The organism is Azospirillum agricola, from assembly GCF_020005195.1.
GTDB lineage: Bacteria > Pseudomonadota > Alphaproteobacteria > Azospirillales > Azospirillaceae > Azospirillum > Azospirillum agricola.
In genome coordinates this window covers 772,193-793,923 of sequence record NZ_JAIFZR010000005.1, presented here as the reverse complement: position 1 = coordinate 793,923, position 21,731 = coordinate 772,193, and the positions used below count along the sequence as shown (strand labels likewise).

General features: G+C 69.7%; 19 protein-coding genes and 1 tRNA gene. 16 read left to right on the top strand and 4 right to left on the bottom strand.

The window, feature by feature from the left end; all coding sequences use genetic code 11:
- Positions 1 to 6 precede the first annotated feature (6 nt).
- Entirely contained in the window at positions 7 to 1,458 is a 1,452-nt protein-coding gene (locus JN22_RS18685) for an NAD(P)-dependent oxidoreductase (protein ID WP_085555384.1), read from the bottom strand.
- 378 nt (positions 1,459 to 1,836) lie between these two features.
- On the opposite strand from JN22_RS18685, the gene JN22_RS18680 reads away from it, so the two are divergent.
- On the top strand, positions 1,837 to 2,637 hold the full coding sequence (locus JN22_RS18680) for an undecaprenyl-diphosphate phosphatase (RefSeq protein WP_085555383.1): 801 nt from the start codon (positions 1,837 to 1,839) through the stop codon (positions 2,635 to 2,637).
- A gap of 22 nt (positions 2,638 to 2,659) precedes the next feature.
- Here JN22_RS18680 and JN22_RS18675 read toward each other — a convergent pair whose 3' ends face one another.
- On the bottom strand, positions 2,660 to 3,826 hold the full coding sequence (locus JN22_RS18675; RefSeq protein ID WP_085555382.1) for an MFS transporter: 1,167 nt from the start codon (positions 3,824 to 3,826) through the stop codon (positions 2,660 to 2,662).
- A 177-nt stretch (positions 3,827 to 4,003) separates the two neighbouring features.
- Complete coding sequence (locus tag JN22_RS18670; RefSeq protein WP_085555381.1) at positions 4,004 to 4,975, bottom strand: complex I NDUFA9 subunit family protein; 972 nt, start codon at positions 4,973 to 4,975, stop codon at positions 4,004 to 4,006.
- Between the two features lie 243 nt (positions 4,976 to 5,218).
- On the opposite strand from JN22_RS18670, the gene JN22_RS18665 reads away from it, so the two are divergent.
- From JN22_RS18665 to JN22_RS18620, 10 genes are all read left to right on the top strand, one after another.
- Positions 5,219 to 5,305, top strand: a tRNA-Leu gene (locus tag JN22_RS18665).
- A 115-nt stretch (positions 5,306 to 5,420) separates the two neighbouring features.
- Positions 5,421 to 6,047 (top strand): ribonuclease D, encoded by a 627-nt coding sequence (locus tag JN22_RS18660; RefSeq protein ID WP_085555380.1) that lies wholly within the window; start codon positions 5,421 to 5,423, stop codon positions 6,045 to 6,047.
- A 169-nt stretch (positions 6,048 to 6,216) separates the two neighbouring features.
- Complete coding sequence (locus JN22_RS18655; RefSeq protein WP_143268356.1) at positions 6,217 to 7,248, top strand: KpsF/GutQ family sugar-phosphate isomerase; 1,032 nt, start codon at positions 6,217 to 6,219, stop codon at positions 7,246 to 7,248.
- Positions 7,249 to 7,273: 25 nt separating this feature from the next.
- On the top strand, positions 7,274 to 8,035 hold the full coding sequence (gene lptC / locus JN22_RS18650) for an LPS export ABC transporter periplasmic protein LptC (RefSeq protein WP_085555379.1): 762 nt from the start codon (positions 7,274 to 7,276) through the stop codon (positions 8,033 to 8,035).
- Entirely contained in the window at positions 8,035 to 8,922 is an 888-nt protein-coding gene (locus JN22_RS18645; protein WP_085555378.1) for an LptA/OstA family protein, read from the top strand. The genes lptC and JN22_RS18645 overlap by 1 nt, the downstream gene beginning before the upstream one ends.
- Positions 8,919 to 9,692: an LPS export ABC transporter ATP-binding protein gene (gene lptB / locus JN22_RS18640; protein WP_085555377.1), complete on the top strand. Its 774-nt coding sequence runs from the start codon at positions 8,919 to 8,921 to the stop codon at positions 9,690 to 9,692. The genes JN22_RS18645 and lptB overlap by 4 nt, the downstream gene beginning before the upstream one ends.
- A 17-nt stretch (positions 9,693 to 9,709) precedes the next feature.
- Positions 9,710 to 11,314 (top strand): RNA polymerase factor sigma-54, encoded by a 1,605-nt coding sequence (rpoN, locus tag JN22_RS18635; protein ID WP_085555376.1) that lies wholly within the window; start codon positions 9,710 to 9,712, stop codon positions 11,312 to 11,314.
- A gap of 124 nt (positions 11,315 to 11,438) precedes the next feature.
- Positions 11,439 to 12,032 carry a ribosome hibernation-promoting factor, HPF/YfiA family gene (gene hpf, locus JN22_RS18630; protein WP_085555375.1) on the top strand — a complete coding sequence of 198 codons (594 nt, stop codon included), beginning with the start codon at positions 11,439 to 11,441 and terminating at the stop codon, positions 12,030 to 12,032.
- 38 nt (positions 12,033 to 12,070) lie between these two features.
- Complete coding sequence (ptsN, locus tag JN22_RS18625) at positions 12,071 to 12,529, top strand: PTS IIA-like nitrogen regulatory protein PtsN (RefSeq protein WP_085555374.1); 459 nt, start codon at positions 12,071 to 12,073, stop codon at positions 12,527 to 12,529.
- Between the two features lie 107 nt (positions 12,530 to 12,636).
- A complete protein-coding gene (locus JN22_RS18620) occupies positions 12,637 to 13,182 on the top strand; it encodes a Uma2 family endonuclease (protein WP_085555373.1) in 546 nt (181 codons plus the stop codon).
- 97 nt (positions 13,183 to 13,279) lie between these two features.
- On the opposite strand, the gene ubiG is transcribed toward JN22_RS18620, so the two are convergent.
- On the bottom strand, positions 13,280 to 14,059 hold the full coding sequence (gene ubiG / locus JN22_RS18615; protein WP_085555372.1) for a bifunctional 2-polyprenyl-6-hydroxyphenol methylase/3-demethylubiquinol 3-O-methyltransferase UbiG: 780 nt from the start codon (positions 14,057 to 14,059) through the stop codon (positions 13,280 to 13,282).
- 183 nt (positions 14,060 to 14,242) lie between these two features.
- Between ubiG and JN22_RS18610 the strand changes: the two genes are divergently transcribed.
- The 5 genes from JN22_RS18610 to ispG all read left to right on the top strand — a co-directional run bounded on the left by JN22_RS18610 (position 14,243) and on the right by ispG (position 21,568).
- On the top strand, positions 14,243 to 15,478 hold the full coding sequence (locus tag JN22_RS18610) for an aspartate kinase (protein WP_085555371.1): 1,236 nt from the start codon (positions 14,243 to 14,245) through the stop codon (positions 15,476 to 15,478).
- 36 nt (positions 15,479 to 15,514) lie between these two features.
- Complete coding sequence (locus tag JN22_RS18605; protein WP_085555370.1) at positions 15,515 to 16,621, top strand: NAD(P)H-dependent flavin oxidoreductase; 1,107 nt, start codon at positions 15,515 to 15,517, stop codon at positions 16,619 to 16,621.
- A gap of 2 nt (positions 16,622 to 16,623) precedes the next feature.
- The gene (gene ptsP / locus JN22_RS18600) at positions 16,624 to 18,915 is read left to right on the top strand and encodes a phosphoenolpyruvate--protein phosphotransferase (RefSeq protein ID WP_085555369.1); all 2,292 of its coding nucleotides are present in this window, start codon (positions 16,624 to 16,626) and stop codon (positions 18,913 to 18,915) included.
- Between the two features lie 112 nt (positions 18,916 to 19,027).
- On the top strand, positions 19,028 to 20,281 hold the full coding sequence (locus JN22_RS18595) for a helix-turn-helix domain-containing protein (RefSeq protein ID WP_085555368.1): 1,254 nt from the start codon (positions 19,028 to 19,030) through the stop codon (positions 20,279 to 20,281).
- 165 nt (positions 20,282 to 20,446) lie between these two features.
- Positions 20,447 to 21,568, top strand: a complete 1,122-nt coding sequence (ispG, locus tag JN22_RS18590) for a flavodoxin-dependent (E)-4-hydroxy-3-methylbut-2-enyl-diphosphate synthase (protein ID WP_085555367.1) — start codon at positions 20,447 to 20,449, stop codon at positions 21,566 to 21,568.
- Positions 21,569 to 21,731: the final 163 nt, after the last annotated feature.

The window sequence follows — 21,731 nt, the reverse complement described above, 5'->3', positions numbered from 1 at the left end:
CGTCGATCACTCCGCGGCGACGGCCAGCGCGACGCGCTCCGTCTCGGCCTGGGCGTAGGCGTGCATGGCTTCCGCCGCGTCGCGGCCGTCGCGGATGGCCCAGACGACCAGCGAGGCGCCGCGCACGATGTCGCCGGCGGCGAAGACGCCGTCCAGGCTGGTCATCTTGGTGCGGTGGTCGACCAGCAGCGTGCCCCAGCGGGTGGTGGTCAGGTCGGGCGCGCCGAAGGCGCCCGGCAGGTCCTCCGGCTCGAAGCCCAGCGCCTTGATGACCAGATCGGCCTCCTCGGTGAACGCGGAGCCCTCGATCACCTGCGGGGTCTGGCGGCCGGTGGCGTCGGCGACGCCGAGATGGATGCGCACGGCGCGCACGCCGGTCACGACATCATCGCCGGTGAAGCCCTCGGGGGCGGCCTGCCAGACGAACTCGACGCCCTCCTCCTCGGCGTGGGCGACCTCGCGCTGCGAGCCCGGCATGTTCTTGCGGTCGCGGCGGTAGAGGCACTTCACCGAGGTGGCGCCCTGGCGGATCGCCGTGCGCACGCAGTCCATGGCGGTGTCGCCGCCACCCAGCACCACGACCTTCTTGCCGTTGGCGTTCAGCGAGCCGTCCTCGAACGCCGCGACGCTGTCGCCCAGGCTCACCTTGTTGGAGGTGGTCAGGTAGTCCAGCGCCGGCACGATGTTCTTCAGGCCGCAGCCCGGCGCCTTGATGTCGCGCGCCTTGTAGACGCCGGTCGCGATCAGCACGGAGACGTGGCGATCGCGCAGATCGGCCAGCGAGGCGTCGCGGCCGATCTCGAAGTTCGGGTGGAAGATCACGCCAGCGTCGGCCAGCAGCTGAACGCGGCGGCCGACGACGTCCTTCTCCAGCTTGAAGCCGGGGATGCCGTAGACCAGCAGGCCGCCCATGCGGTCGTGACGGTCGTAGACATGGACTTCGTAACCCTTGGCGCGCAGTTCCTCGGCGGCGGCCAGACCGGCGGGGCCGGCGCCGACGATGCCGACCGACAGGCCCAGCTCACGCACCGGCGTGCGGGGCTTGACCCAGCCCTGCTCCCAGGCGGTGTCGTTGATGTACTTCTCGACCGAGCCGATGGTCACGGCGCCGTGGGTCGACTGCTCGATGACGCAGTTGCCCTCGCACAGCCGGTCCTGCGGGCAGATGCGGCCGCAGATTTCCGGGAAGTTGTTGGTCGCCTGCGAGGTCTCGTAGGCCTCCTCCAGCCGGCCTTCGGCGGTCAGCTTCAGCCAGTCGGGGATGTTGTTGGAGACCGGGCAATGGACCTGGCAGAAGGGAACCCCGCACTGCGAGCAGCGGTTGGCCTGTTCGTTGGCGCGCTGGTCGGTGAAGCGGGCGTAGATCTCGGCGAAGTCCTGGCGGCGCTCCTCGGCGGTGCGCTTGTCGGGCATCTTCTGCGCGGTGTGCACGAAGCCCAACATCTTCTGGCTCGCCATGACCTTCTGCTCCTTCTACGCGGCACCGCGCCGTGAGGGGCGACCGCCTGACCGGGAGGTCCCGGCGGTTGCCTTGGGACCCTCGGCTGGGTTGAAACCGAATGTCCGCGCACGGTCGGACGCTCGTCATATAACGCATGCTGCGGCGCGGTGGAAGCACAAAAGAGCCGATAGGTATCGGTTGTTGACCTTTTCATTCGCAATCCAGACCGGATTGGTCCGCATATCGGCGGTTTCGGAAATCAAGAAAGAAAATTAGTCTCGAATCGGTCCTTTCCCCCAAAGAGGGGTACCGACCCCTCGACATCGCCAAGCTCCAGGACGGGTGCTATAAGCCGGAACAGTGTTTTCCCCACTCCGTCGAAGGCGCAGCACCGCATGCTGATCGATCAATATCTGGACGCCGTCCTGATGGGCCTCCTGGAGGGGCTGACCGAGTTCCTGCCGGTGTCCTCCACCGGCCACCTCATCATGCTGGACACCTTCCTCGGCTTCGAGGGGCCGCCCGGCAAGGTGTTCGAGGTGGTGATCCAGCTCGGCGCCATCCTGGCGATCTGCGTCGTCTATTTCGCCCGGCTGTGGAAGGTCGCCACCGGGCTGGCCGACGATCCGGGCGCCCGCCGCTTCGTCCGCGCCGTGCTGCTGGCCTTCCTGCCGGCCATGGTTCTGGGCGCCGGGCTGCATGGGATCATCAAGACCCTGCTGTTCAACCCGACCGTGGTCAGCGTCGCCCTGATCGTCGGCGGCGTCGCCATCCTGGTGGTCGAGCGCTTCGTCCCGGTCGCCCGCTATCACCAGATCGAGAGCTTCTCGGCGCCGCTGGCGCTGAAGATCGGGCTGTGCCAGTGCCTGGCCCTGGTGCCCGGCGTGTCGCGCTCGGGCGCCAGCATCCTGGGCGCGCTGCTGATGGGGGTGGACCGCAAGGCGGCGGCCGAATTCTCGTTCTTTCTGGCGGTGCCGACCATGGCCGGGGCGACGGCCTACGACCTCTACAAGAACTGGGGCGTGATGAACCTCGACGACGCGGCGTTGATCGCGGTCGGTTTCGTCACCGCCTTCATCGCGGCGGCGCTGGTGGTCAAGACGCTGGTGGACTTCGTCGGCCGCTACGGCTTCACGCCGTTCGGCTGGTACCGCATCGCCATCGGCAGCGGAATGCTGGCCTTCCTCTATCTGTAACGGTCAGGTCACAGCGGTCGGGTCACAGCGGTCGGGCGGGCACCCGCACGCCCCGCCGGGCCATGGCGGTGATCGCCAGGATCAGCGCCGCGACCAGACCGAAGGACGCCCCGACGCTGCTCGCCTCCGCCACGAAGCCGAGCAGCGCCGGCCCGGCCAGCACCCCGGTGTAGCCGAGCGTCGAAACCGCGGCGATCGAGCGGGCGGCGGATATCTTCCCCGGCCCCTCCTCCGCGGCCCCGGCGGCGCTGAACAGCACCGGGACGATGTTCGACAGGCCGATTCCGGTCAGCCCGAAGCCGACCAGCGCCAGCGCCGGCGTCCCGCCCAGCAGGGCGAGCGCCAGCCCGCCGGCGGCCAGCAGCCCGCCCGCCCGCACCAGCGCCACCGCGCCGACCTTCTGGCGCAGCCGGTCGCCGAAGAAGCGGCAGAGCGCCATGGCGCCGGAAAAGATCGCGAAACCGAAGCCGGCGAGCGCCGTGGCGCTCTCCAGATCCTCGCGCAGATAGATGGCGCTCCAGTCGAGGATGGCGCCCTCGCTCATGAAGGCGAGCATCGCCATCGCCCCCAGCAGCAGCGTGCCGCGGTCGGGCAGGGCGAGGCCGCCCTCTCCCGCGCTCTCGCGGTCGGGCAGCAGACTGGATTGCGTCGCCAGGAAGAGGGCGAGCAGGACGGCGGCGACCAGCCCGGCCTGGACGGGCGCCGGCAGCAGAGGCAGCAGCAGCCCGCCGGCCCCGGCCCCGGTCAGGCCGCCGAGGCTCCACATCCCGTGCAGCGACGACATGACCGGGCGGCCGAGCCGGCGCTCCACCAGGGCGCCCTGGGCGTTCATGGCGACGTCCATCGTGCCGCCGGCCGCGCCGAACAGGAACAGGGCGGCGCAGAGCGACGCGACGTCCGGCATCAGCGAGGGCAGGGGCAGCAGGCCGGCGAAGGCGAGCGCCGTGGCCCGCGTCACCGGGGCGCTGCCCAGCCGGCCGAGCAGGGGGCCGCTGGCGACCATCGCCGTCAGCGCGCCGACCGCGAGGCAGAGCAACGCCGTGCCCAGCACGGCGGCGCTCAGATCCAGATGCGCCTTGATGGCGGGGATGTGGGTGGCCCACACGCCGAAGACGGTGCCGTTCAGGAGGAAGGCGGTCCGGCTTGCCCGCCGCGCCGCCTGCGTGCGGCCTGCTTCGCTGTCCGTCATGATCGCCTTCCGCCGGTTGGTGTTCCGCCGCCGGGCCGGAAGGCGGAGGCCCGGACATGCCGCCCTGGCCCCGTGAAATCAAGCCGGGGGGTGTCCGGCCCCCGACAGGGCTGCCATGAAAAAAAAGCCCCGGCGCGGCGGCCGGGGCTGTCGTTGGCGAAGCGGGGGCGCTGCGGATCAGTGCGCGCCGCCGGCCACCGTCGGGTTGCGGCCGCCGACGATGAAGCGACCCAGATAGGTGGGCACCAGCACCTCGCAGGAGGTCAGCGCGGTGATGCCGAGGTCGGCGAAGCCGGCGGCCGACGGCGACACCACGTTGTCGCGCTTCAGCAGCTCGACCTGGTCGCGGGTCAGCGCCGGGGCCAGCACCGGCACCTTTTCCAGCACGCCGCCCAGCGTCTCGGCGGCGCTCCACGGAATGGTGGCCAGGAAGCGCTTGCGCTGGATGGTCTTCAGCGTCAGCTCCAGCAGTTCGCGGAAGCTGTAGACGCGCGGGCCGCCCAGCTCGAAGGTCCGGCCCTTGGCGCTGTCGAGATCCAGCGAGGCGACGATGGCGTCGGCGAGGTCGCCGACATAGACCGGCTGGAAGCGGGTCTTGCCGCCGCCGATCAGCGGCAGCGCCGGGGCGATCTGCGCCATCGCGGCGAACTTGTTGAAGAAATTGTCCTCCGGCCCGAAGACGATGCTCGGCCGCAGGATGGTCGCCGCCGGATAGGCGTCGAGCACGGCCTGCTCACCCGCTGCCTTGGAGCGCGCGTAGGAAGCCGGCGAGGCGGCGTCGGCGCCCAGCGCCGAGACATGCACCAGACGCGACACGCCGCCGACGGCGGCGATGCGGGCGATGCGGGCGGCGCAGTCGACATGGGCGGCCTGGAAGCTCTGGGCTCCCCGCTCGTACAGCACGCCGATCAGGTTGATGGCGATGTCGGCGCCCTGGAGCGCGCGGGCGACCGACTCGTCCTTGGTCACGTCGGTGGCGAAGGGGACGATCTGGCCGACGGCGCCGGCGGTCTTCAGGAAGCCGGCCTTGGCCGGGTTGCGCGTCGCGATGCGGACGACGGCGCCCGACTTGGCGAGGCGCCGGATCAGGTGGCGGCCGATGAAGCCCGACCCGCCGAACACCGTGATAACCTGAGTGCGATAGGACATCGACCGTCTCCCCCGTGCCGTGTCGCGCGGGCTCCCTTAGCTGGCGCGCCGCCCGGACCTGATCTCTAGGACATGAATGCGCCGATGCTTATAGCGAAAGCATCCCCGTCCGGCTAGGGCCTCCCATCCATGGGAGCCGCTCCTGGCGGCCGGCCCGTTCCGGAAAAATGACGATCCCGAGAAAAAAGCTGTTGACGGCCCCCGGCCCGGTCACTAAAAACCCGTCCACACACCGAGCACCGAGCCCAGGTGGCGGAATTGGTAGACGCGCAGGTTTCAGGTACCTGTGGCAGAAATGTCGTGGAAGTTCGAGTCTTCTCCTGGGCACCATTTCTTTCTACCCGGCTGCGCCGCATGCACAACTCCCCGATCCGGGGCGACCGTGCAGAGCGGCGTTCGTCGTTTCTAGGGTCCGTGGCCGGGGGCCTTCTGCCGGGAACCGACCATGCCCATCGATCTTCATGACGGCGATCTGCCGGACGGCCTCGACCTCGCGGCGAACGCCCGCGACAACGCCGTCGCCATCGACACCGAGACCATGGGGCTGAACCCCCACCGCGACCGCCTGTGCCTGGTCCAGCTCTCGGCCGGCGACGGGGCGGTGCATCTCGTCCAGTTCCGCAAGGGCCAGTACGAGGCGCCGAACCTGAAGCGCCTGCTGGCCGATCCCGCCGTGACCAAGCTGTTCCACTTCGCGCGTTTCGACGTGGCGGTGATGAAGGCCTATCTCGGCGTCTCCTGCCGGCCGGTCTACTGCACCAAGGTCGCCTCCAAGCTGGTCCGCACCTTCACCGACCGCCACGGCCTGAAGGATCTGACCAGGGATCTGATCGGCGTCGAGCTGTCCAAGCAGCAGCAATCCTCGGACTGGGGTGCCGCCGAACTGACTCCCGAGCAGATGAAGTACGCGGCGTCGGACGTGCTGCACCTGCACGACCTGAAGGCGAAGCTCGACGTCATGCTGGCGCGCGAGGGGCGGACCCATCTGGCGCAGGCCTGTTTCGACTTCCTGCCGGCGCGTGGCGAGCTCGACCTCGGCGGCTGGGAAGTGCCGGACATCCTGGCGCATTGACCCTTCGTACAAAGTCGGGTCCTCTCCCAAAGGTGGGACAAACCCTGTCCATCCGGCCGTGGGTTTGACCCGGCGCCCGCCGGTGGGCATACTGCCCCCTTCGCGGGGCGCCGCCCGCGCTCGTTCCGGCGGGCGGCGCCGTGTTTCTTCCAGAAGGCATCCTGCGTCCATGACCAGCTTGTTGAACGAGGCGGCGGAAGCGATCGGCGATCCGGCCGGATCCGTGACCTCCGAGTCCGGAAGGACGCGGGCGGACGACATCGCCTGCGCCGCCCGTGTCCTGCGCACCGAGGCCGACGCGCTGAACGCGCTGGCCGACGGGCTGGACGGCGCCTTCCTGCGCGCGCTCGACACGCTGCACGGCATCCGCGGCCGCGTCATCGTCACCGGCATGGGCAAGTCGGGCCATGTCGCCCGCAAGATCGCGGCGACGATGGCCTCCACCGGCACGCCGGCCTTCTTCGTCCATCCCGGCGAGGCGAGCCACGGCGATCTCGGCATGATCACCCGCGACGACGCGGTGGTGGCGCTCTCCAACTCCGGCGGCACCCACGAGCTGTCGGACATCATCGCCTACACCCGCCGCTTCGACATCCCGCTGATCGGCATGACGCGCCGGGCCGCCTCGGCGCTGGCCGAGCAGTCGGACGTGGCCCTGATCCTGCCGCCGGTGCCGGAGGCCTGCCCGCTGGGGCTGGCGCCGACCACCTCGACCACCATGATGCTGGCGCTGGGCGACGCGCTGGCCGTGGCGCTGCTGGAGCGCCGTGGCTTCTCCGCCGCCGATTTCCGCGAATTCCATCCGGGCGGGCAGCTCGGCCGCGGGCTGCTGAAGGTGACCGACGTCATGCACGCGGGCGACGGGCTGCCGCTCTGCCGTCTTGATTCCCCGCTGTCCGACGTCATCTTTGAGATGACCGCGAAGCGGCTCGGCTGCGTCGGCGTCACCGACGGTGATGGCGCGCTGGTCGGGATCATCACCGATGGCGACCTGCGCCGCCATCTCGCCCCGGAACTGCTGGCGGAACGCGCGGACCGCATCATGTCGCCCCATCCCAAGACGATCCGGCCGAAGGCGCTGATCGCCGAGGCGTTGCGGGTGATGAACGAGAAGCAGATCACCACCCTGTTCGTGATCGAGGCCGACCGGCCGCTGGGCATCGTGCACATCCACGATTGCCTGCGGGCGGGCGCCGCCTGACCACGGCCGAGCGGAGAAGCCGCCCATGAGCATCGAGGATGGTGTCCAGGAACTGAGGGCCGAGGCCCGCCCGGGCACCCGTCCGGCCGTTCCGCCGCAGGGCGCCGCCCCGGCTCCGGCCTTGCCCCTGGCCGCCGGCCCGGTCCCGCATCACCTGACCGCGGCCTCGCGCGCCCACCGGCGCCGCGACACCCGCCCGGTCAGCCGGGTCTACAGCCGCTTCGTCTCCGCCATGAAGTTCGTGCTGCCGGCCGCCGCCCTGGCGCTGGTGGCGCTGCTGGCGGCGTGGCCGTCGCTGACCAGCCTGCCGACCCCGCGCATCGCCGCGGACAAGGGGCAGAGCGAGATGCTGAAGCCGCGCTATTTCAGCCTGGACGAGCACAACCAGCCCTTCTCCCTGGTCGCCGCCAAGGCCGACAAGTCGACCGACCAGCCGGACATCATGCTGCTCGACCTGCCCGAGGCGGAGATGACGGAGACCGCCGGCACCTGGGTGACGATCCGTTCCGACAAGGGCTGGTACAACCAGGTGACCGGCATCCTGCTGATGCGCGGCAACGTCCGCGTCATGCGCGACGACGGAAACGAGTTCACCACCGAGGAAGCGGAAACCGACATCCGCAAGGGCAACGCCTGGGGCGACGCCCATGTGACCGGGCAGGGGCCGCAGGGCGAGATCAACGCCAAGGGCTTCCGCATGACCGACCGCGGCAAGACGGTGGTCTTCCTCAACCAGTCCAAGGCCGAGGTCCAGGCCGCCGAGCGTCCGGGGAGTAAGAAGCGGTGATGCATTCCACGCGCAGCCGGCTGGCCGCCGTCCTCGCCCTTCTCGCCGCCGGGGTCGCCGGCGGCGCCGTCATGCCCGGCGCGGCCCTGGCCCAGGGGCTGCCCGGCATGGGCGGCGGCAAGATCCCGGTCGAGGTCAACGCCGACCAAGCGATCGAGTGGCATCAGGACGTCCGCGCCTATGTGGCGCGCGGCAACGCCTCGGCCAAGCGCGGCGAATCGACCGTCTTCGCCGACGTGCTGACCGCCTATTACCGCGAGGTTCCCGGCAAGGGGAACGAGGTCTTCCAGCTCGTCGCCGACGGCGCCGTCCGTGTGGTCAGTCCGAACCAGCAGGTGTTCGGCGACCACGGCGTCTACGACGTCGACAAGCAGGTCGCCGTGGTGACCGGCAAGGACCTGAAGCTGATCACCACCAAGGACGTGGTGACCGCCCGCGACAGCCTGGAATATTACGAGGCGCGCGACCTGACCGTGGCGCGCGGCGACGCGGTGGCGGTGCGCGGCGCCGACCGGCTGCGCGCCGACGTGCTGATCGGCCAGCTCAGGAAGATGCCGGACGGTTCCACCCAGATGGAGCGGATCGACGGGGCGGGCAGCGTCGTGGTGACGACGGCGACCGACGTCGCGCTGTCGGACAAGATGGTCTATTCGGTCGCCGACAACGTCGCGGTGCTGATCGGCAACGTGAAGATCACGCGCGGCGACAACCAGCTGAACGGCGAGGCCGCCGAGATGAACATGAACACCAAGATCAACCGGGTCATCGCCGGCCCCGCCGCCGGGCGGGTCAGCGGCCTGCTGATCCCCGGCCAGAACGGTCCGGAAGCGGGCGGTTCCCAGGGCAGGCCGGCCCCCGGCGCCAGGCCGGCGGCGGCGAAGCCGTGACCGTGCTGACCGCCAACGGGCCGGCCGCCGCCAGCGCGGCCGCCCCCGCCGAGGGGCTGGTCGCCCGCCATCTCGGCAAGTCCTTCAAGAAGCGCCCGGTCGTCCGCGACGTGACGGTCAGCGTTCAGCGCGGCGAGGCGGTCGGGCTGCTTGGCCCCAACGGGGCGGGCAAGACGACCTGCTTCTACATGATCACCGGGCTGATCGCCGCCGATTCCGGCACCATCACGCTGGACGGGCAGGACATCACGGCGCTGCCGATGTACCGGCGCGCGCGTCTGGGCATCGGCTATCTGCCGCAGGAGGCCTCGATCTTCCGCGGCATGACGGTGGAGAACAACATCCGCTCGGTGCTGGAGGTCGTCGAGAGCGACCGCGACGCGCGCGAGGCGATGCTGGACGAGCTGCTGGCCGAATTCTCCGTCACCCACCTGCGCCGCGCGCCCGCCCTGGCGCTGTCGGGCGGCGAGCGCCGCCGTGTCGAGATCGCCCGCGCGCTGGCCGGGCAGCCGCACTTCATCCTGCTCGACGAGCCGCTGGCTGGCATCGACCCGATCGCGGTGAACGACATCCGCGAGCTGGTCGGGCACCTGCGCGACCGGGGAATCGGCGTGCTCATCACCGACCACAACGTGCGAGAAACTTTAGACCTAGTCGATCGGGCATATATTTTGCACGATGGTGTGGTACTAATGGAGGGCGGGCCGGCGGAGATCGTGGCGCACGAGGATGTGCGCCGGGTCTACCTCGGCGACCGGTTCAGCCTCTAGCACTCGGTTCCCTGTCCATGGCGCTTGCTCAACGTCTCGATCTCCGACAAGCCCAAACACTGGTGATGACGCCGCAGTTGCAGCAGGCGATCAAGCTGCTGCAACTGTCGAACATCGAGCTGTCGGACTTCGTGGACCGCGAGATCGAGCAGAACCCGCTGCTGGAGCGCGACAGCGGCCCCGGCGACGGCGGCAGCGACCCGGTCGGCGGCGAGGCGCAGGGTGGCCTGGACGGGCCGGGCGGCACGGAGCCGGGCGGCTCGCTGGCCGACAGCCTCAACGGGCGTGACGACGGGCCGGCCCCGCCGCCGGCGGACGGGCGCACCCGCGACACGGTGGAGCTGACCTCCTCGGACACCATGGGGGCCTCGTCGGAATCGCCGCTCGACACCGATTTCGAGAATGTCTATTCCGACGACCGCTTTTCCGACGGCTCGGACGGCGGCAACGAGGTCTACGGCTCCTACAACGAGCGCGGCGGGCGCAGCGGCTTCGAGGACGACGACTCCAACCTGGAGGCGACGCTCACCGGCGAGATCAGCCTGCGCGACCACCTGACCGAGCAGCTCAAGATCGACCTGCCCGACCATGGCGACCAGCTCATCGGGCTGGCGCTGATCGACATGCTGGACGAGGCCGGCTGGCTGGTCGGCTTCGACGCCGCGGCGCTGGCCGAACAGCTCGGCTGCGATCCGGCGCGGGTGGAGCGGGTGCTGGCGGCCTGCCAGCGCTTCGACCCGCCGGGCATCTTCGCCCGATCGCTGAAGGAATGCCTGGCGATCCAGCTGCGCGAGAAGAACCGGCTCGACCCGGCGATGCAGGCGCTGCTCGACAATCTGGAGCTACTGGCGGCGCGCAACCTGCCGGCCATCATGAAGGTCTGCGGCGTCGACGCCGAGGACGTCGCCGACATGGTCGCCGACATCCGCAAGCTGAACCCCAAGCCGGCTCTGTGCTTCGACCACACCCCGGCGCAACTCGTCACCCCCGACATCCTGATGCGGCCCAACCCCGGCGGCGGCTGGCTGATCGACCTCAACCCCGACACCCTGCCGCGCGTGCTGGTCAACCAGCGCTATTTCGCGCGCATCTCCGACGCCACCCGCAACAAGGCCGACAAGGAGTATCTGGCGGAGAAGTTCCAGTCGGCCAACTGGCTGGTGAAGTCGCTGCACCAGCGGGCGACCACCATCCTGAAGGTGGCCTCCGAGATCATCCGCCAGCAGGACGCCTTCTTCATCCACGGCGTCTCGCACCTGAAGCCGCTGATCCTGCGCGACATCGCCGAGGCGATCGGCATGCACGAGAGCACGGTCAGCCGCGTCACCACCAACAAGTTCATGGCGACCCAGCGCGGCGTGTTCGAGCTGAAGTATTTCTTCACCTCCGCCATCCAGGGGGCCGACGGACAGGCCGCCCATTCGGCGGAGGCGGTGCGGCACCGCATCAAGACCATGATCGACGCCGAGAAGCCCGAGGACGTGCTGTCCGACGACAAGCTGGTGGAGATTCTGCGCGCCGAGGGGATCGACATTGCGCGGCGGACGGTCGCGAAGTATCGTGAAGCGATGAAAATACCGTCGTCGGTGCAGAGACGCCGTGCCAAGATGTCACGCATGTAGCCGGAACCTGCGGGGGCGCGCTTCGTTGACAGTCTAGGGACCCCCGACTAAGGTCGCGGCTCGCGTACGGCGGACCGTCGTCTCTCCATCGTCCCCAGCGGACCAATATTGGAAACGTTCCAACATGCAACTGACTGTCAAAGGCAAGCAGCTTGACGTGGGCGACGCCCTGCGCACCCATGTGGCCGACAGCCTGACCACCGTCGTCGGCAAGTACTTCAACAAGCCGATCGAAGCCAACGTCGTCCTGGCCAAGGACGCGCACCTCTACAAGGCCGACATCCAGGTCCATGTGGGCCGTGGCATCGTCCTGCAGAGCGCCGCCGACGCGACGGAGCCGTACCCGGCCTTCGACACGGCCTGCGACAAGCTGGCCAAGCGCCTGCGCCGCTACAAGAGCCGCCTGCGCGACCACCATGGCGAGAACGGTTCCGCCGCCGTCGAGGCGCTGCCGGCCCGCTACCAGATCCTGGAGGCCGAGGCCGACGACCACGAGGCGGAGGCCCCGGTCGACGGTGCGCACCAGCCGATGGTCGTGGCCGAGATGGAGACCTCCATCGCCACCCTGTCGGTCAGCGAGGCGGTGATGCGCCTCGAGCTGGCCCAGGCTCCGGCGCTGATGTTCCACAACGGCGTGCACGGTCGCCTGAACATGGTGTACCGCCGCGCCGACGGAAACATCGGCTGGGTCGATCCGGCGGAGAAGGCCGGCGCCTGACCCCAGGCGCCGACCCTTTCCCTCTGGTCTGAAGCCTCATGCTCGACCTCATAGCGCCGCACGCCATCCTCCCGAACCTGAAGGCCGGCAGCAAGAAGCAGGCCCTCCAGGAGCTGGCGCGCAAAGCGTCCGATCTGACCGGTCAGCACGAGCGGGCGATCTTCGACGTCCTCCTGGAACGCGAGCGGCTGGGCACGACCGGCGTGGGGCATGGCATCGCCATTCCCCACGGCAAGCTGTCCAGCCTCGACCGTGTCCACGGCGTCTTCGCCCGCCTGGAACGTCCCATCGATTTCGACGCGATCGATGAGCAGCCGGTGGATCTGATCTTCCTTCTTCTCGCCCCGGAACAGGCGGGGGCCGATCACCTGAAGGCGCTCGCCCGCGTGTCGCGCCTGCTGCGCGACCAGTCCATGTGCGAGAAGCTGCGCGGGGCCCAGTCGGGCGACGCGATCTACGCTCTGTTGACCCAGCATGAGGCCAGCCCGACCGCCTGACGGGCTTCCATGACGGGACGTACGCCGCGAGGGCCGCCGCACGGGTTGCGCGGCCCTTTTTCTTTGGGCCTCTTTTCTTGGGGCGGCATCGGCGTATAGTCGTCGTCATGCCGAACACGCTGCGCAAGGTCTGGATTTCGCCGGGTGACTATCTCGCCGCCGAACGGACGGCCGAGCTGCGGCACGAGTATGTCGATGGCGAGATCTTCGCCATGGTCGGCGCCAGCCGCCGGCACGCGGGGATCGTGGCCCGCTTCGGCTTCGCCATCCGGCAGGCGGCCCTGCGCCGGGGATGCGATGCCTTCCTGAACGACGTCAAGGTCCGCGTCGAGGCGGCGAACGCCTACTACTACCCGGACATCGTGGCGACCTGCCATCCGGGCGACGACGATCCCTATGTGGTCGAGGCGCCGGTCCTGGTCGTGGAGGTGCTGTCGGACAGCACCGAGGCGGTCGACCGCCGCGAGAAGCGGGTGAACTACCAGACGATCCCCTCCCTGCGCGAGATCGTGCTGGTGGCGCAGAACGAACGGCGGATCGAGATCTACCGCCGCGAGGGCGGTGGCTGGGTCGCCGACATCGTCACCGAGGGCGAGGTCACGCTGGCCTCCCTGGGTCTGACGTTGGCGCTGGGCGCGGTCTATGAGGACTGACGGGTAGGGGCAGGCAAGTCAGCCCCGCCCGCCCCTCTCCCGTCCAGCAGGGAAGGGGTGGCGCGGGGCACGGCCTGTGAGGCAGCGCAGGACGATCTTACAGCCGCTCGGCCCAGCCCATGTAGTTGACCTCCAGGTCCTTCGGATTCAGCCGGAACTCGTCGGCCAGCGGGTTGTACGTGATGCCGGTCAGGTCGCGTACGCCCAGCCCGTACGCGCGTACGGCGGCGCTCAATTCGGACGGGCGCAGGAATTGGCGCCAGTTGTGGGTGCCGCGCGGCATCCAGCGCAGGATGTACTCCGCCCCGACGATGGCCAGCGCGAAGGATTTCGGCGTGCGGTTCAGCGTGGCGAGGAACAGGACGCCGCCCGGCGCCAGCAGGTCGGTGCAGGACTTCACGAACAGGTCGACGTCGGCGACATGCTCGATCACCTCCATCGCCAGCACCACGTCGAAGCGCTCGCCGCCGGCGGCCAGATCCTCGGCGGTGGTGGCGCGGTAGTCCATGGCGGTTCCGGTCTCGGCGGCGTGGGTGGCCGCCGTCTTGATGTTCTTTTCCGAGGCGTCGACCCCGACCACCGTGGCGCCCATGCGGGCGATCGGCTCGGCCAGCAGGCCGCCGCCGCAGCCGATGTCGACGACGCGGACGCCGGCCAGCGGCAGGGGCGCCAGCGGATCGCGGCCCAGCCGCCTGCACACCGTGTCGCGGATGTAGGCGAGGCGCAGCGGGTTCAGCCGGTGCAGCGGCCGGAACTTGCCGGCCGGATCCCACCATTCGGCGGCGATGGCGGAAAAGCGGGCGACGTCCTCGGGATCGATCGTTCCAAAGGACGTTCCCGAGGGCGTGGCGTGCGGAGTTCCGGCGGTCGCGGTCATGGCTGGGATTTCCGTGGGGTGGTTGACGGTTGGCATGCGGGGCAACCTTGCCTCGCTGTGAGCGAGGGAGTATGGATACGCCGCCCCGCGCCGGCAACGGTAGAGCGGGGGTGCCGCATGCCGCCCTTCGTCACGGATCCCGCCAGGGCTCCCGTGAAGGCGGCCAGAGAATTGGTGTGAGGTATGGCGCGGATCGTCCTGAAGTTCGGAGGCACGTCGGTCGGCGACATCGACCGCATCAAGAACGTGGCCCGGAAGGTCGAGCAGGAAGTCAAGGCGGGCCATCAGGTCGCCGTCGTCGTGTCGGCGATGTCCGGCGTGACCAACCAGCTCGTCAAATACTGCAACGAGATCGACAAGCTGCACGACGCGCGCGAGTACGACGCCGTCGTCGCCTCGGGCGAGCAGGTGACCTCCGGTCTCCTCGCCGTGGCCTTGCAGTCGATCGGCATCCCGGCGCGCTCCTGGGCGGGTTGGCAGATTCCGATCCACACCGACGACACGCACGGCAAGGCGCGCATCGTCTCCATTGACACCACCCAGATGGAAAAGTCCATGCAGACCGGCGAGGTCGCCGTGGTCGCGGGTTTCCAGGGGGTGACGAAGGAGGGGCGCATCACCACGCTCGGCCGCGGCGGCTCCGACACCTCGGCGGTGGCGCTGGCGGCGGCGGTGAAGGCCGACCGCTGCGACATCTACACCGACGTGGACGGGGTCTACACCACCGACCCGCGCATCGTGACCAAGGCCAAGAAGCTCGATAAGATCACCTACGAGGAGATGCTGGAGCTGGCCTCGCAGGGCGCCAAGGTGCTTCAGACCCGCTCGGTCGAGATGGCGATGAACCACCGCGTGCGCGTGCAGGTGCTGTCGAGCTTCGAGGCGGCGGCGGGCAGCTCGCTTCCGGGAACCCTGGTTGTTGACGAGGACGAGATCGTGGAAAAGGAAGTTGTGAGCGGCATCGCCTACAGCCGCGACGAGGCGAAGATCACCCTGGTCGGCGTCGCCGACCGCCCGGGCGTGGCCGCCGCCATCTTCGGGCCGCTGACCGACAACGCCGTCAACGTCGACATGATCGTCCAGAACGTGTCGGAGGACGGCAAGTCGACCGACATGACCTTCACCGTCGGCAAGGCCGACCTCGCGCGCGGCGTGAAGGTGCTGGAGGACGCGAAGGAGACGCTGAACTTCAAGCGCATCATCTCCGACGCCAACGTCGTCAAGGTGTCGGTCATCGGCGTCGGCATGCGCAGCCACGCCGGCGTCGCCCAGCGGATGTTCAAGGCGCTGGCCGACAAGGGCATCAACATCCAGGTCATCTCGACCTCCGAGATCAAGATTTCGGTCCTGATCGCCGAAGAGTACGCGGAGCTGGCGCTGCGCGCCCTGCACACCGCCTATGGCCTCGACGCCGCCTGACGCTGCGTTGAGGAAACAGGGAAGGGAGAGCCGGGCATGACCGAGACGGCGGCGACCGTAACGGCGGCAAGGGCACGGCTCGACCGGCTGTGGGCGCGCGGCTGCGCCTTCCTCGGCACGCGCACCGCCGTGATGGGCGGTGCGATGAGCTGGGTGTCGGAGCGGCATCTGGTCTCGGCGATCTCGAACGCCGGCGGTTTCGGTGTCCTGGCCTGCGGGTCGATGGCGCCGGACCAGCTCGCGGCGGAGATCGCCGGCACCAAGGCGCTGACGGCGGAGCCGTTCGGCGTCAACCTCATCAACATGCACCCGGAACTCGACCGGCTGATCGACGTCTGCCGCGAGCAGGCGGTCGGCCATGTCGTCATCGCCGGCGGCTTTCCGTCCGGCGCCACGCTGCGCCGCATCAAGGACGGCGGCGCCAAGGCGATGACCTTCGCGCCGACGCTGGTCAGCGGCCGGCGCATGGTCCGCCAGGGCGCCGACGCGCTGGTGATCGAGGGCACCGAGGCCGGCGGCCACATCGGCCCGGTCTCCACCACCGTGCTGGCGCAGGAGATCCTGCCCGACCTGCGCGAGGTCCCGGTCTTCGTCGCCGGCGGCATCGGGCGCGGCGAGGCGATCGTCGCCTATCTGGAGTTGGGGGCGGCCGGCGTGCAGATCGGCACGCGCTTCGTCTGCGCCGGCGAATCCATCGCGCACGCCAACTTCAAGCAGACCTTCATCCGCGCGTCGGCCCGCGACGCCCAGGTGTCGGTGCAGATCGACCCGCGCTTTCCGGTGATCCCGGTCCGTGCGCTGGCCAACGCCGGCAGCAAGGCCTTCATGGAGCTTCAGCGCGCCGTCATCGCCAAGGTCGACGCCGGCGCCCTGACCCGCGACGAGGGGCTGCTGGAGATCGAGCATTTCTGGGCCGGCGCGCTCCGCCGCGCGGTGATCGACGGCGACGTCGAAACCGGATCCCTGATGGCCGGCCAGAGCGTCGGCCTCGTCACCCGCGAGCAGCCGGTGACGGACATCCTGGCCGAATTGATCGCCCAGGCCGAAACGGCGCTGGCGCGCCGTGGCGCCGATGGGGCATCCTCGGACGGGGCGGAAGTGGCGGAGGTGGCGGAGACGCCCACGGCTCTGGGAGCGTTGTAGCGATGACCAGCACCCTCGACCTGACGGCCGGTCCCAGCTTCGACGGCGCCTCCTCGCGCCGGCTGCTGGCCCATCTGCGGGACATCATGGCCGGGTCGGGGTCGGGGCAGGAGCGGCTGGACAAGATCGTCACGCTGATCGCGGCGGAGATGCGGGCGGACGTCTGCTCCTGCTACGTCATGCGCGCTGGCGAGGTGCTGGAGCTGTTCGCCACCGAGGGCCTGAACAAGACCGCCGTCCACAACACCCGCCTGCGGGTCGGCGAGGGCATCGTCGGCTACATCGCCGGCCACGCCCGGCCGCTGGCGCTCGACAACGCTCCCTCGCACCCCAGCTTCGCCTACCGGCCGGAGACCGGCGAGGATCCCTTCCTGTCGATGGCCGGCGTGCCGGTGCTGCGCGGCGGCAAGGTGCGCGGCGTGCTGGTGATCCAGCACAAGGACCGCCGCCCCTACGTCGAGGAGGAGGTCGAGAGCCTCCAGACCATCGCCATGGTGGTCGCCGAGCTGGTCGCCCAGAGCGAACTGGTCGGCGCGTCGGAGGTGTCGACCTCCGGCGACCCGGTGCTGCTGCCGGCCCGCCTGTCGGGCGTGGCCATGAGCCCCGGCCTCGCCATGGGGCTGGCGGTGATCCACCGCCCGCAGCTGACCATCCGCCAGCTGGTGGCCGAGGACGCCGAGGCCGAGCTGGAGCGCTTCAACGCCGCGCTCGTCACCATGCACAGCGCCATCGACGATTTGCTGGAGGCGGCGACGCTGGCCGGGCTGGGCGAGCCGCGCGACATCCTGGAGACCTACCGGATGTTCGCCGAGGACCGCGGCTGGCTGTCGCGCATCCGCGAGGCGATCCGCGCCGGCCTGACGGCGGAGGCGGCGGTGCAGCAGGTGCAGAACGACACCCGCGCCCGCATGAGCCACCTGACCGATCCCTACATCCGCGAGCGCTTGCAGGATTTCGAGGATCTGACCAACCGGCTGCTCCAGCACCTCGCCGGCAAGACCTCCAGCGCCGACGGGGCGACGCAGCCGGACGACATGATCCTGGTCGCGCGCTCGATGGGGCCGGCGGAGCTTCTGGACTATGACCGCTCGCGGCTGCGCGGCCTGCTGCTGGAGGAGGGGACGCCCTCCAGCCACGTCTGCATCGTCGCCCGCGCGCTGAACATTCCGGTGGTGCAGGCGGCCGACGCGCTGAACCGCATCGAGGCGCTCGACCAGCTGATCGTCGACGGCGACCACGGGCAGGTCTTCATCCGCCCGGCCGAAGACATCCAGATGGCCTTCGCCGACAGCGTCGCCCTGCAACACCGCAAGGAGCAGATGTACGCGGAGATCCGCAACCTGCCCTCGGTGACGCGCGACGGCGTGCCGATCTCGATCCAGTTGAACTGCGGCCTGCTGATCGACCTGCCGCATCTCCAGGCCAGCGGGGCGGAGGGCATCGGCCTCTACCGCACCGAGATCCCCTTCATGGTCCGCGCCTCCTACCCGGACGTGAAGGCGCAGACCGAACTCTACTCCCGGATCATGGACGAGGCGGGCGAGAAGCCCATCGTCTTCCGCACGCTCGACGTCGGCGGCGACAAGATGCTGCCCTACATGACCGGCGGCGAGGAGGAGAACCCGGCGTTGGGCTGGCGCGCGGTGCGCATCGGGCTCGACCACCCGTCGCTGCTGCGCCAGCAGCTCCGCGCGCTGCTGCTGGCCGCCGCCGGGCGGCCGCTGTCGGTGATGTTCCCGATGATCGCCGAGGTCGCCGAGCTCGCCGCCGCCCGCCGCCTGCTCGATCTGGAGCTGAAGCGGCAGGCCGGGCAGGGCGTCGAGCCGCCGAGCCGCCTGCGCGTCGGCACGATGATCGAGGTGCCGTCGCTGCTGTGGCAGCTGCCGGCCCTGCTGCCCAAGGTCGATTTCCTGTCGGTCGGCTCCAACGACCTGATGCAGTATCTCTACGCCGCCGACCGCGGCAACCCGCGCACCTCGACCCGCTACGACGCGCTGTCGCCGGGGATGCTGTGCGTCATGCGCCGGCTGGTCGACGAGTGCAGCAAGCACAAGGTGCCGCTCAGCCTGTGCGGCGAGATGGCCGGACGGCCGCTCGACGCGATGGCGCTGATCGGCGCCGGCTTCCGCACGCTGTCGATGGCGCCGCCCTCGGTCGGGCCGGTGAAGACGATGCTGCGCTCGCTCGACGTGGCGGCGCTGCGGCAATACATGTCCGGCCTGTATCTCGGCGCCGACCACAGCCTGCGCGACAAGCTGAAGACCTTCGCCCGCGACCACGGCGTCCTGATCTGAGAGCTTCAATCCGGTCGGCCTCAATCCGGTTGCGTCGCCGGGGCGGCTTGTCGTACCCATTCCGCTTGCGCGTCCCCGGCGGGGATGCCCGACCCAGCGAGACGGCAATTCCATGGCCAAGCGCAAGCTTTTCGACGATTACGCCCCGGTTCCGGCCGGTCCCACCGTCTCCGAAACGCTGCGCGACGCGCGCATCGCCATGGGGCACGAGCTGCGCGACGTCGCGTCGATGCTGCGCATCCGCTACCCGTATCTCCAGGCCATCGAGGACGGGCGTTTCCAGGATCTGCCGGGCGCGGCCTACGCCGCCGGCTTCCTGCGCTCCTACGCCGAGTATCTCGGGCTCGACCCGGAGAGCATCGTCGCCCGCTACAAGGAGGAGGCGGCGGGGGCCCTGCGCCAGCAGGAGCTGTACCTGCCGACCCCGGCGACGGAGGAGCGGGTTCCCGGCGGCACGCTGCTGCTGATGACGCTGGTGCTGGGCGGCATCGTCTATGGCGGCTGGTACTATCTGTCGGCGACCGACCGGTCGATGGCCGATCTGGTGCCGGCGCTGCCCGACCGGCTGGTGTCGCTGCTCGACACGCTGCCGTTCAGGGGCGGCGCCGCGCCGTCCGGTGAGCAGGCCCCGGCGGCCGCTCCCCAGCCCGCCACCCAGCAGACGGCGGCGCTGCCGCCCTCCACGGCTCCGCTTCCGGCCGCTGCGCCGTCCGCTTCCGTCGCCGCGCCCCCTCCCGTTTCCCCGGCGACTACCTCCGCCCCGCTGGCCGCCCCGCTGGCCGCCCCGGCGGCGCCGGCCCCCGCTCCGGCCGGGGCCTCGTCGCCCGTGGTGGCGCCGCCCCTGCCGCCCGCCAAGCCGCCCGCCGTCGCGGCGCTGCCGCCGTCGGCGGCTCCGGTTCCGCAGACGCCCGCTCCGGCGGGGGTGACCAACGTGCCGCCGCCCCCGGCGGAGGACGACGACGAGGGTTCGCCGCAGGAGCCGACGCCGCTGGCCGCCGCCCCGCCGCTGGCCGCCGCCCCGCCGCCGGCCGCCCCGGCCCCGCGCCCGGCGGAAGCGGCCCCGGCCAACCCGAACGCCAAGGTCTACGGCCTGCAATACCAGAACGTCCGGCTCGTCCTGAAGGCGACCCAGGAGAGCTGGTTGCAGATCCGCGACGGCAGCGAGATCATCTTCACCCGTGTGCTGAAGCCTGGCGACACCTACCGCGTTCCCGACAAGGCCGGGGTGCGGGTGCGCACCGGCAACGCCGGCGGCCTTGTGGTGGTCGCCGACGGCGCGGAGAGCGGCCCGCTCGGTTCGGTCGGTCAGGTGCTGCGCGACGTCTCCATCGACGCCCATGGTGTCGTCCGCCCTGCCGGGCGCTGAGCGTCCTGCGTCACGGCCCCCCTGCGTCACGGAACCCTGTGTCCTGGAACTGGCGCTTGAATCCGCCGCGGGGGACCGTACTTCTGACGTGACCCCGGCCGTGTGCGCACACACGGATCCCGGATCCCTGTCGTCGCCCCCCGACGCTGTCTTGAGGCCCCTGCCATGACCGTGCGTGCCTACCGCCAGATCCTCCGCCGCAAGTCCCGCCAGATCCGGGTCGGCAACGTGCTCGTCGGCGGCGACGCGCCGATCTCGGTCCAGACCATGACCAACACGCCGACCACCGACGTGAAGGCGACGGTCGAGCAGATCCAGGCGGCCGAACGGGTCGGGGTGGACATCGTCCGGGTCTCCTGCCCCGACCGCGAATCGGCGCTGGCCCTGAAGGACATCGTGAAACAGGTGTCGGTGCCGGTCGTCGCCGACATCCATTTCCACTACAAGCGCGCCATCGAGGCGGCGGAGAGCGGGGCGGCCTGCCTGCGCATCAACCCCGGCAACATCGGCTCGCCCGAACGGGTGCGCGAGGTGGTGAAGGCGGCCAAGGATCACGGCTGCTCGATGCGCATCGGCGTCAACGCCGGCTCGCTGGAACAGGATCTGCTGGAGAAGTACGGCGAGCCCTGCCCCGAGGCGATGGTCGAGAGCGCGTTGAACCACGCGAAGATTCTGGAAGACAACGACTTCCGCGAGTTCAAGATCTCGGTGAAGGCGTCGGACACCTTCCTGGCGGTCGCCGCCTACCAGGCGCTGGCCGAGGCCTGCGACTACCCGCTGCACATCGGCATCACCGAGGCCGGCGGCCTGCGGGCCGGGACGGTGAAGTCGTCCATCGGGCTCGGCATGCTGCTGTGGTCGGGCATCGGCGACACGCTGCGCGTCTCCCTGTCGGCCGAGCCGGCGGAGGAGGTGCAGGTCGGCTACGAGATGCTGAAGTCGCTCGGCCTGCGCCGGCGCGGCGTGACGGTGATCTCCTGCCCGAGCTGCGCGCGGCAGAACTTCAACGTCATCAAGACGGTGGAACTGCTGGAGGCGCGTCTGGCCCACATCACGACGCCGCTGACCCTGTCGGTGATCGGCTGCGTGGTGAACGGCCCCGGCGAGGCGCGCGAGACCGACATCGGCCTGACCGGCGGCGGCAACAACACCCACCAGATCTACCTGTCGGGGGTCACCGACCACCGGCTGAAGGACAAGGACATCGTCGACCACCTCGTCGGCCTGGTCGAGAAGAAGGCCGCCGAGATCGAGACGGCCAAGGCGGCGTCTGTCGCGGTGGGGTAAATTGTTTGACACAGATGAACACAGATAGACACAGATGAACATGAAGCGCGTCGGATTTCGCGCGAGCTGAAATCGGTGTACAGGTTTTCTATCATATTTATCTGTGTCTATCTGTGTTCATCTGTGTCTCAATAAACATCGGCCAACGCGCGAACCTCCGCGA

Excerpts from the sequence above, each read along its gene's own strand:
- JN22_RS18685 (WP_085555384.1), bottom strand. The coding sequence starts at position 1,458 with ATGGCGAGCCAGAAGATGTTGGGCTTCGTGCACACCGCGCAGAAGATG.
- JN22_RS18680 (WP_085555383.1), top strand. The coding sequence starts at position 1,837 with ATGCTGATCGATCAATATCTGGACGCCGTCCTGATGGGCCTCCTGGAG.
- JN22_RS18675 (WP_085555382.1), bottom strand. The coding sequence starts at position 3,826 with ATGACGGACAGCGAAGCAGGCCGCACGCAGGCGGCGCGGCGGGCAAGC.
- JN22_RS18670 (WP_085555381.1), bottom strand. The coding sequence starts at position 4,975 with ATGTCCTATCGCACTCAGGTTATCACGGTGTTCGGCGGGTCGGGCTTC.
- JN22_RS18660 (WP_085555380.1), top strand. The coding sequence starts at position 5,421 with ATGCCCATCGATCTTCATGACGGCGATCTGCCGGACGGCCTCGACCTC.
- JN22_RS18655 (WP_143268356.1), top strand. The coding sequence starts at position 6,217 with ATGACCAGCTTGTTGAACGAGGCGGCGGAAGCGATCGGCGATCCGGCC.
- lptC (WP_085555379.1), top strand. The coding sequence starts at position 7,274 with ATGAGCATCGAGGATGGTGTCCAGGAACTGAGGGCCGAGGCCCGCCCG.
- JN22_RS18645 (WP_085555378.1), top strand. The coding sequence starts at position 8,035 with ATGCATTCCACGCGCAGCCGGCTGGCCGCCGTCCTCGCCCTTCTCGCC.
- rpoN (WP_085555376.1), top strand. The coding sequence starts at position 9,710 with ATGGCGCTTGCTCAACGTCTCGATCTCCGACAAGCCCAAACACTGGTG.
- hpf (WP_085555375.1), top strand. The coding sequence starts at position 11,439 with ATGCAACTGACTGTCAAAGGCAAGCAGCTTGACGTGGGCGACGCCCTG.
- ptsN (WP_085555374.1), top strand. The coding sequence starts at position 12,071 with ATGCTCGACCTCATAGCGCCGCACGCCATCCTCCCGAACCTGAAGGCC.
- JN22_RS18620 (WP_085555373.1), top strand. The coding sequence starts at position 12,637 with ATGCCGAACACGCTGCGCAAGGTCTGGATTTCGCCGGGTGACTATCTC.
- ubiG (WP_085555372.1), bottom strand. The coding sequence starts at position 14,059 with ATGACCGCGACCGCCGGAACTCCGCACGCCACGCCCTCGGGAACGTCC.
- JN22_RS18610 (WP_085555371.1), top strand. The coding sequence starts at position 14,243 with ATGGCGCGGATCGTCCTGAAGTTCGGAGGCACGTCGGTCGGCGACATC.
- JN22_RS18605 (WP_085555370.1), top strand. The coding sequence starts at position 15,515 with ATGACCGAGACGGCGGCGACCGTAACGGCGGCAAGGGCACGGCTCGAC.
- ptsP (WP_085555369.1), top strand. The coding sequence starts at position 16,624 with ATGACCAGCACCCTCGACCTGACGGCCGGTCCCAGCTTCGACGGCGCC.
- JN22_RS18595 (WP_085555368.1), top strand. The coding sequence starts at position 19,028 with ATGGCCAAGCGCAAGCTTTTCGACGATTACGCCCCGGTTCCGGCCGGT.
- ispG (WP_085555367.1), top strand. The coding sequence starts at position 20,447 with ATGACCGTGCGTGCCTACCGCCAGATCCTCCGCCGCAAGTCCCGCCAG.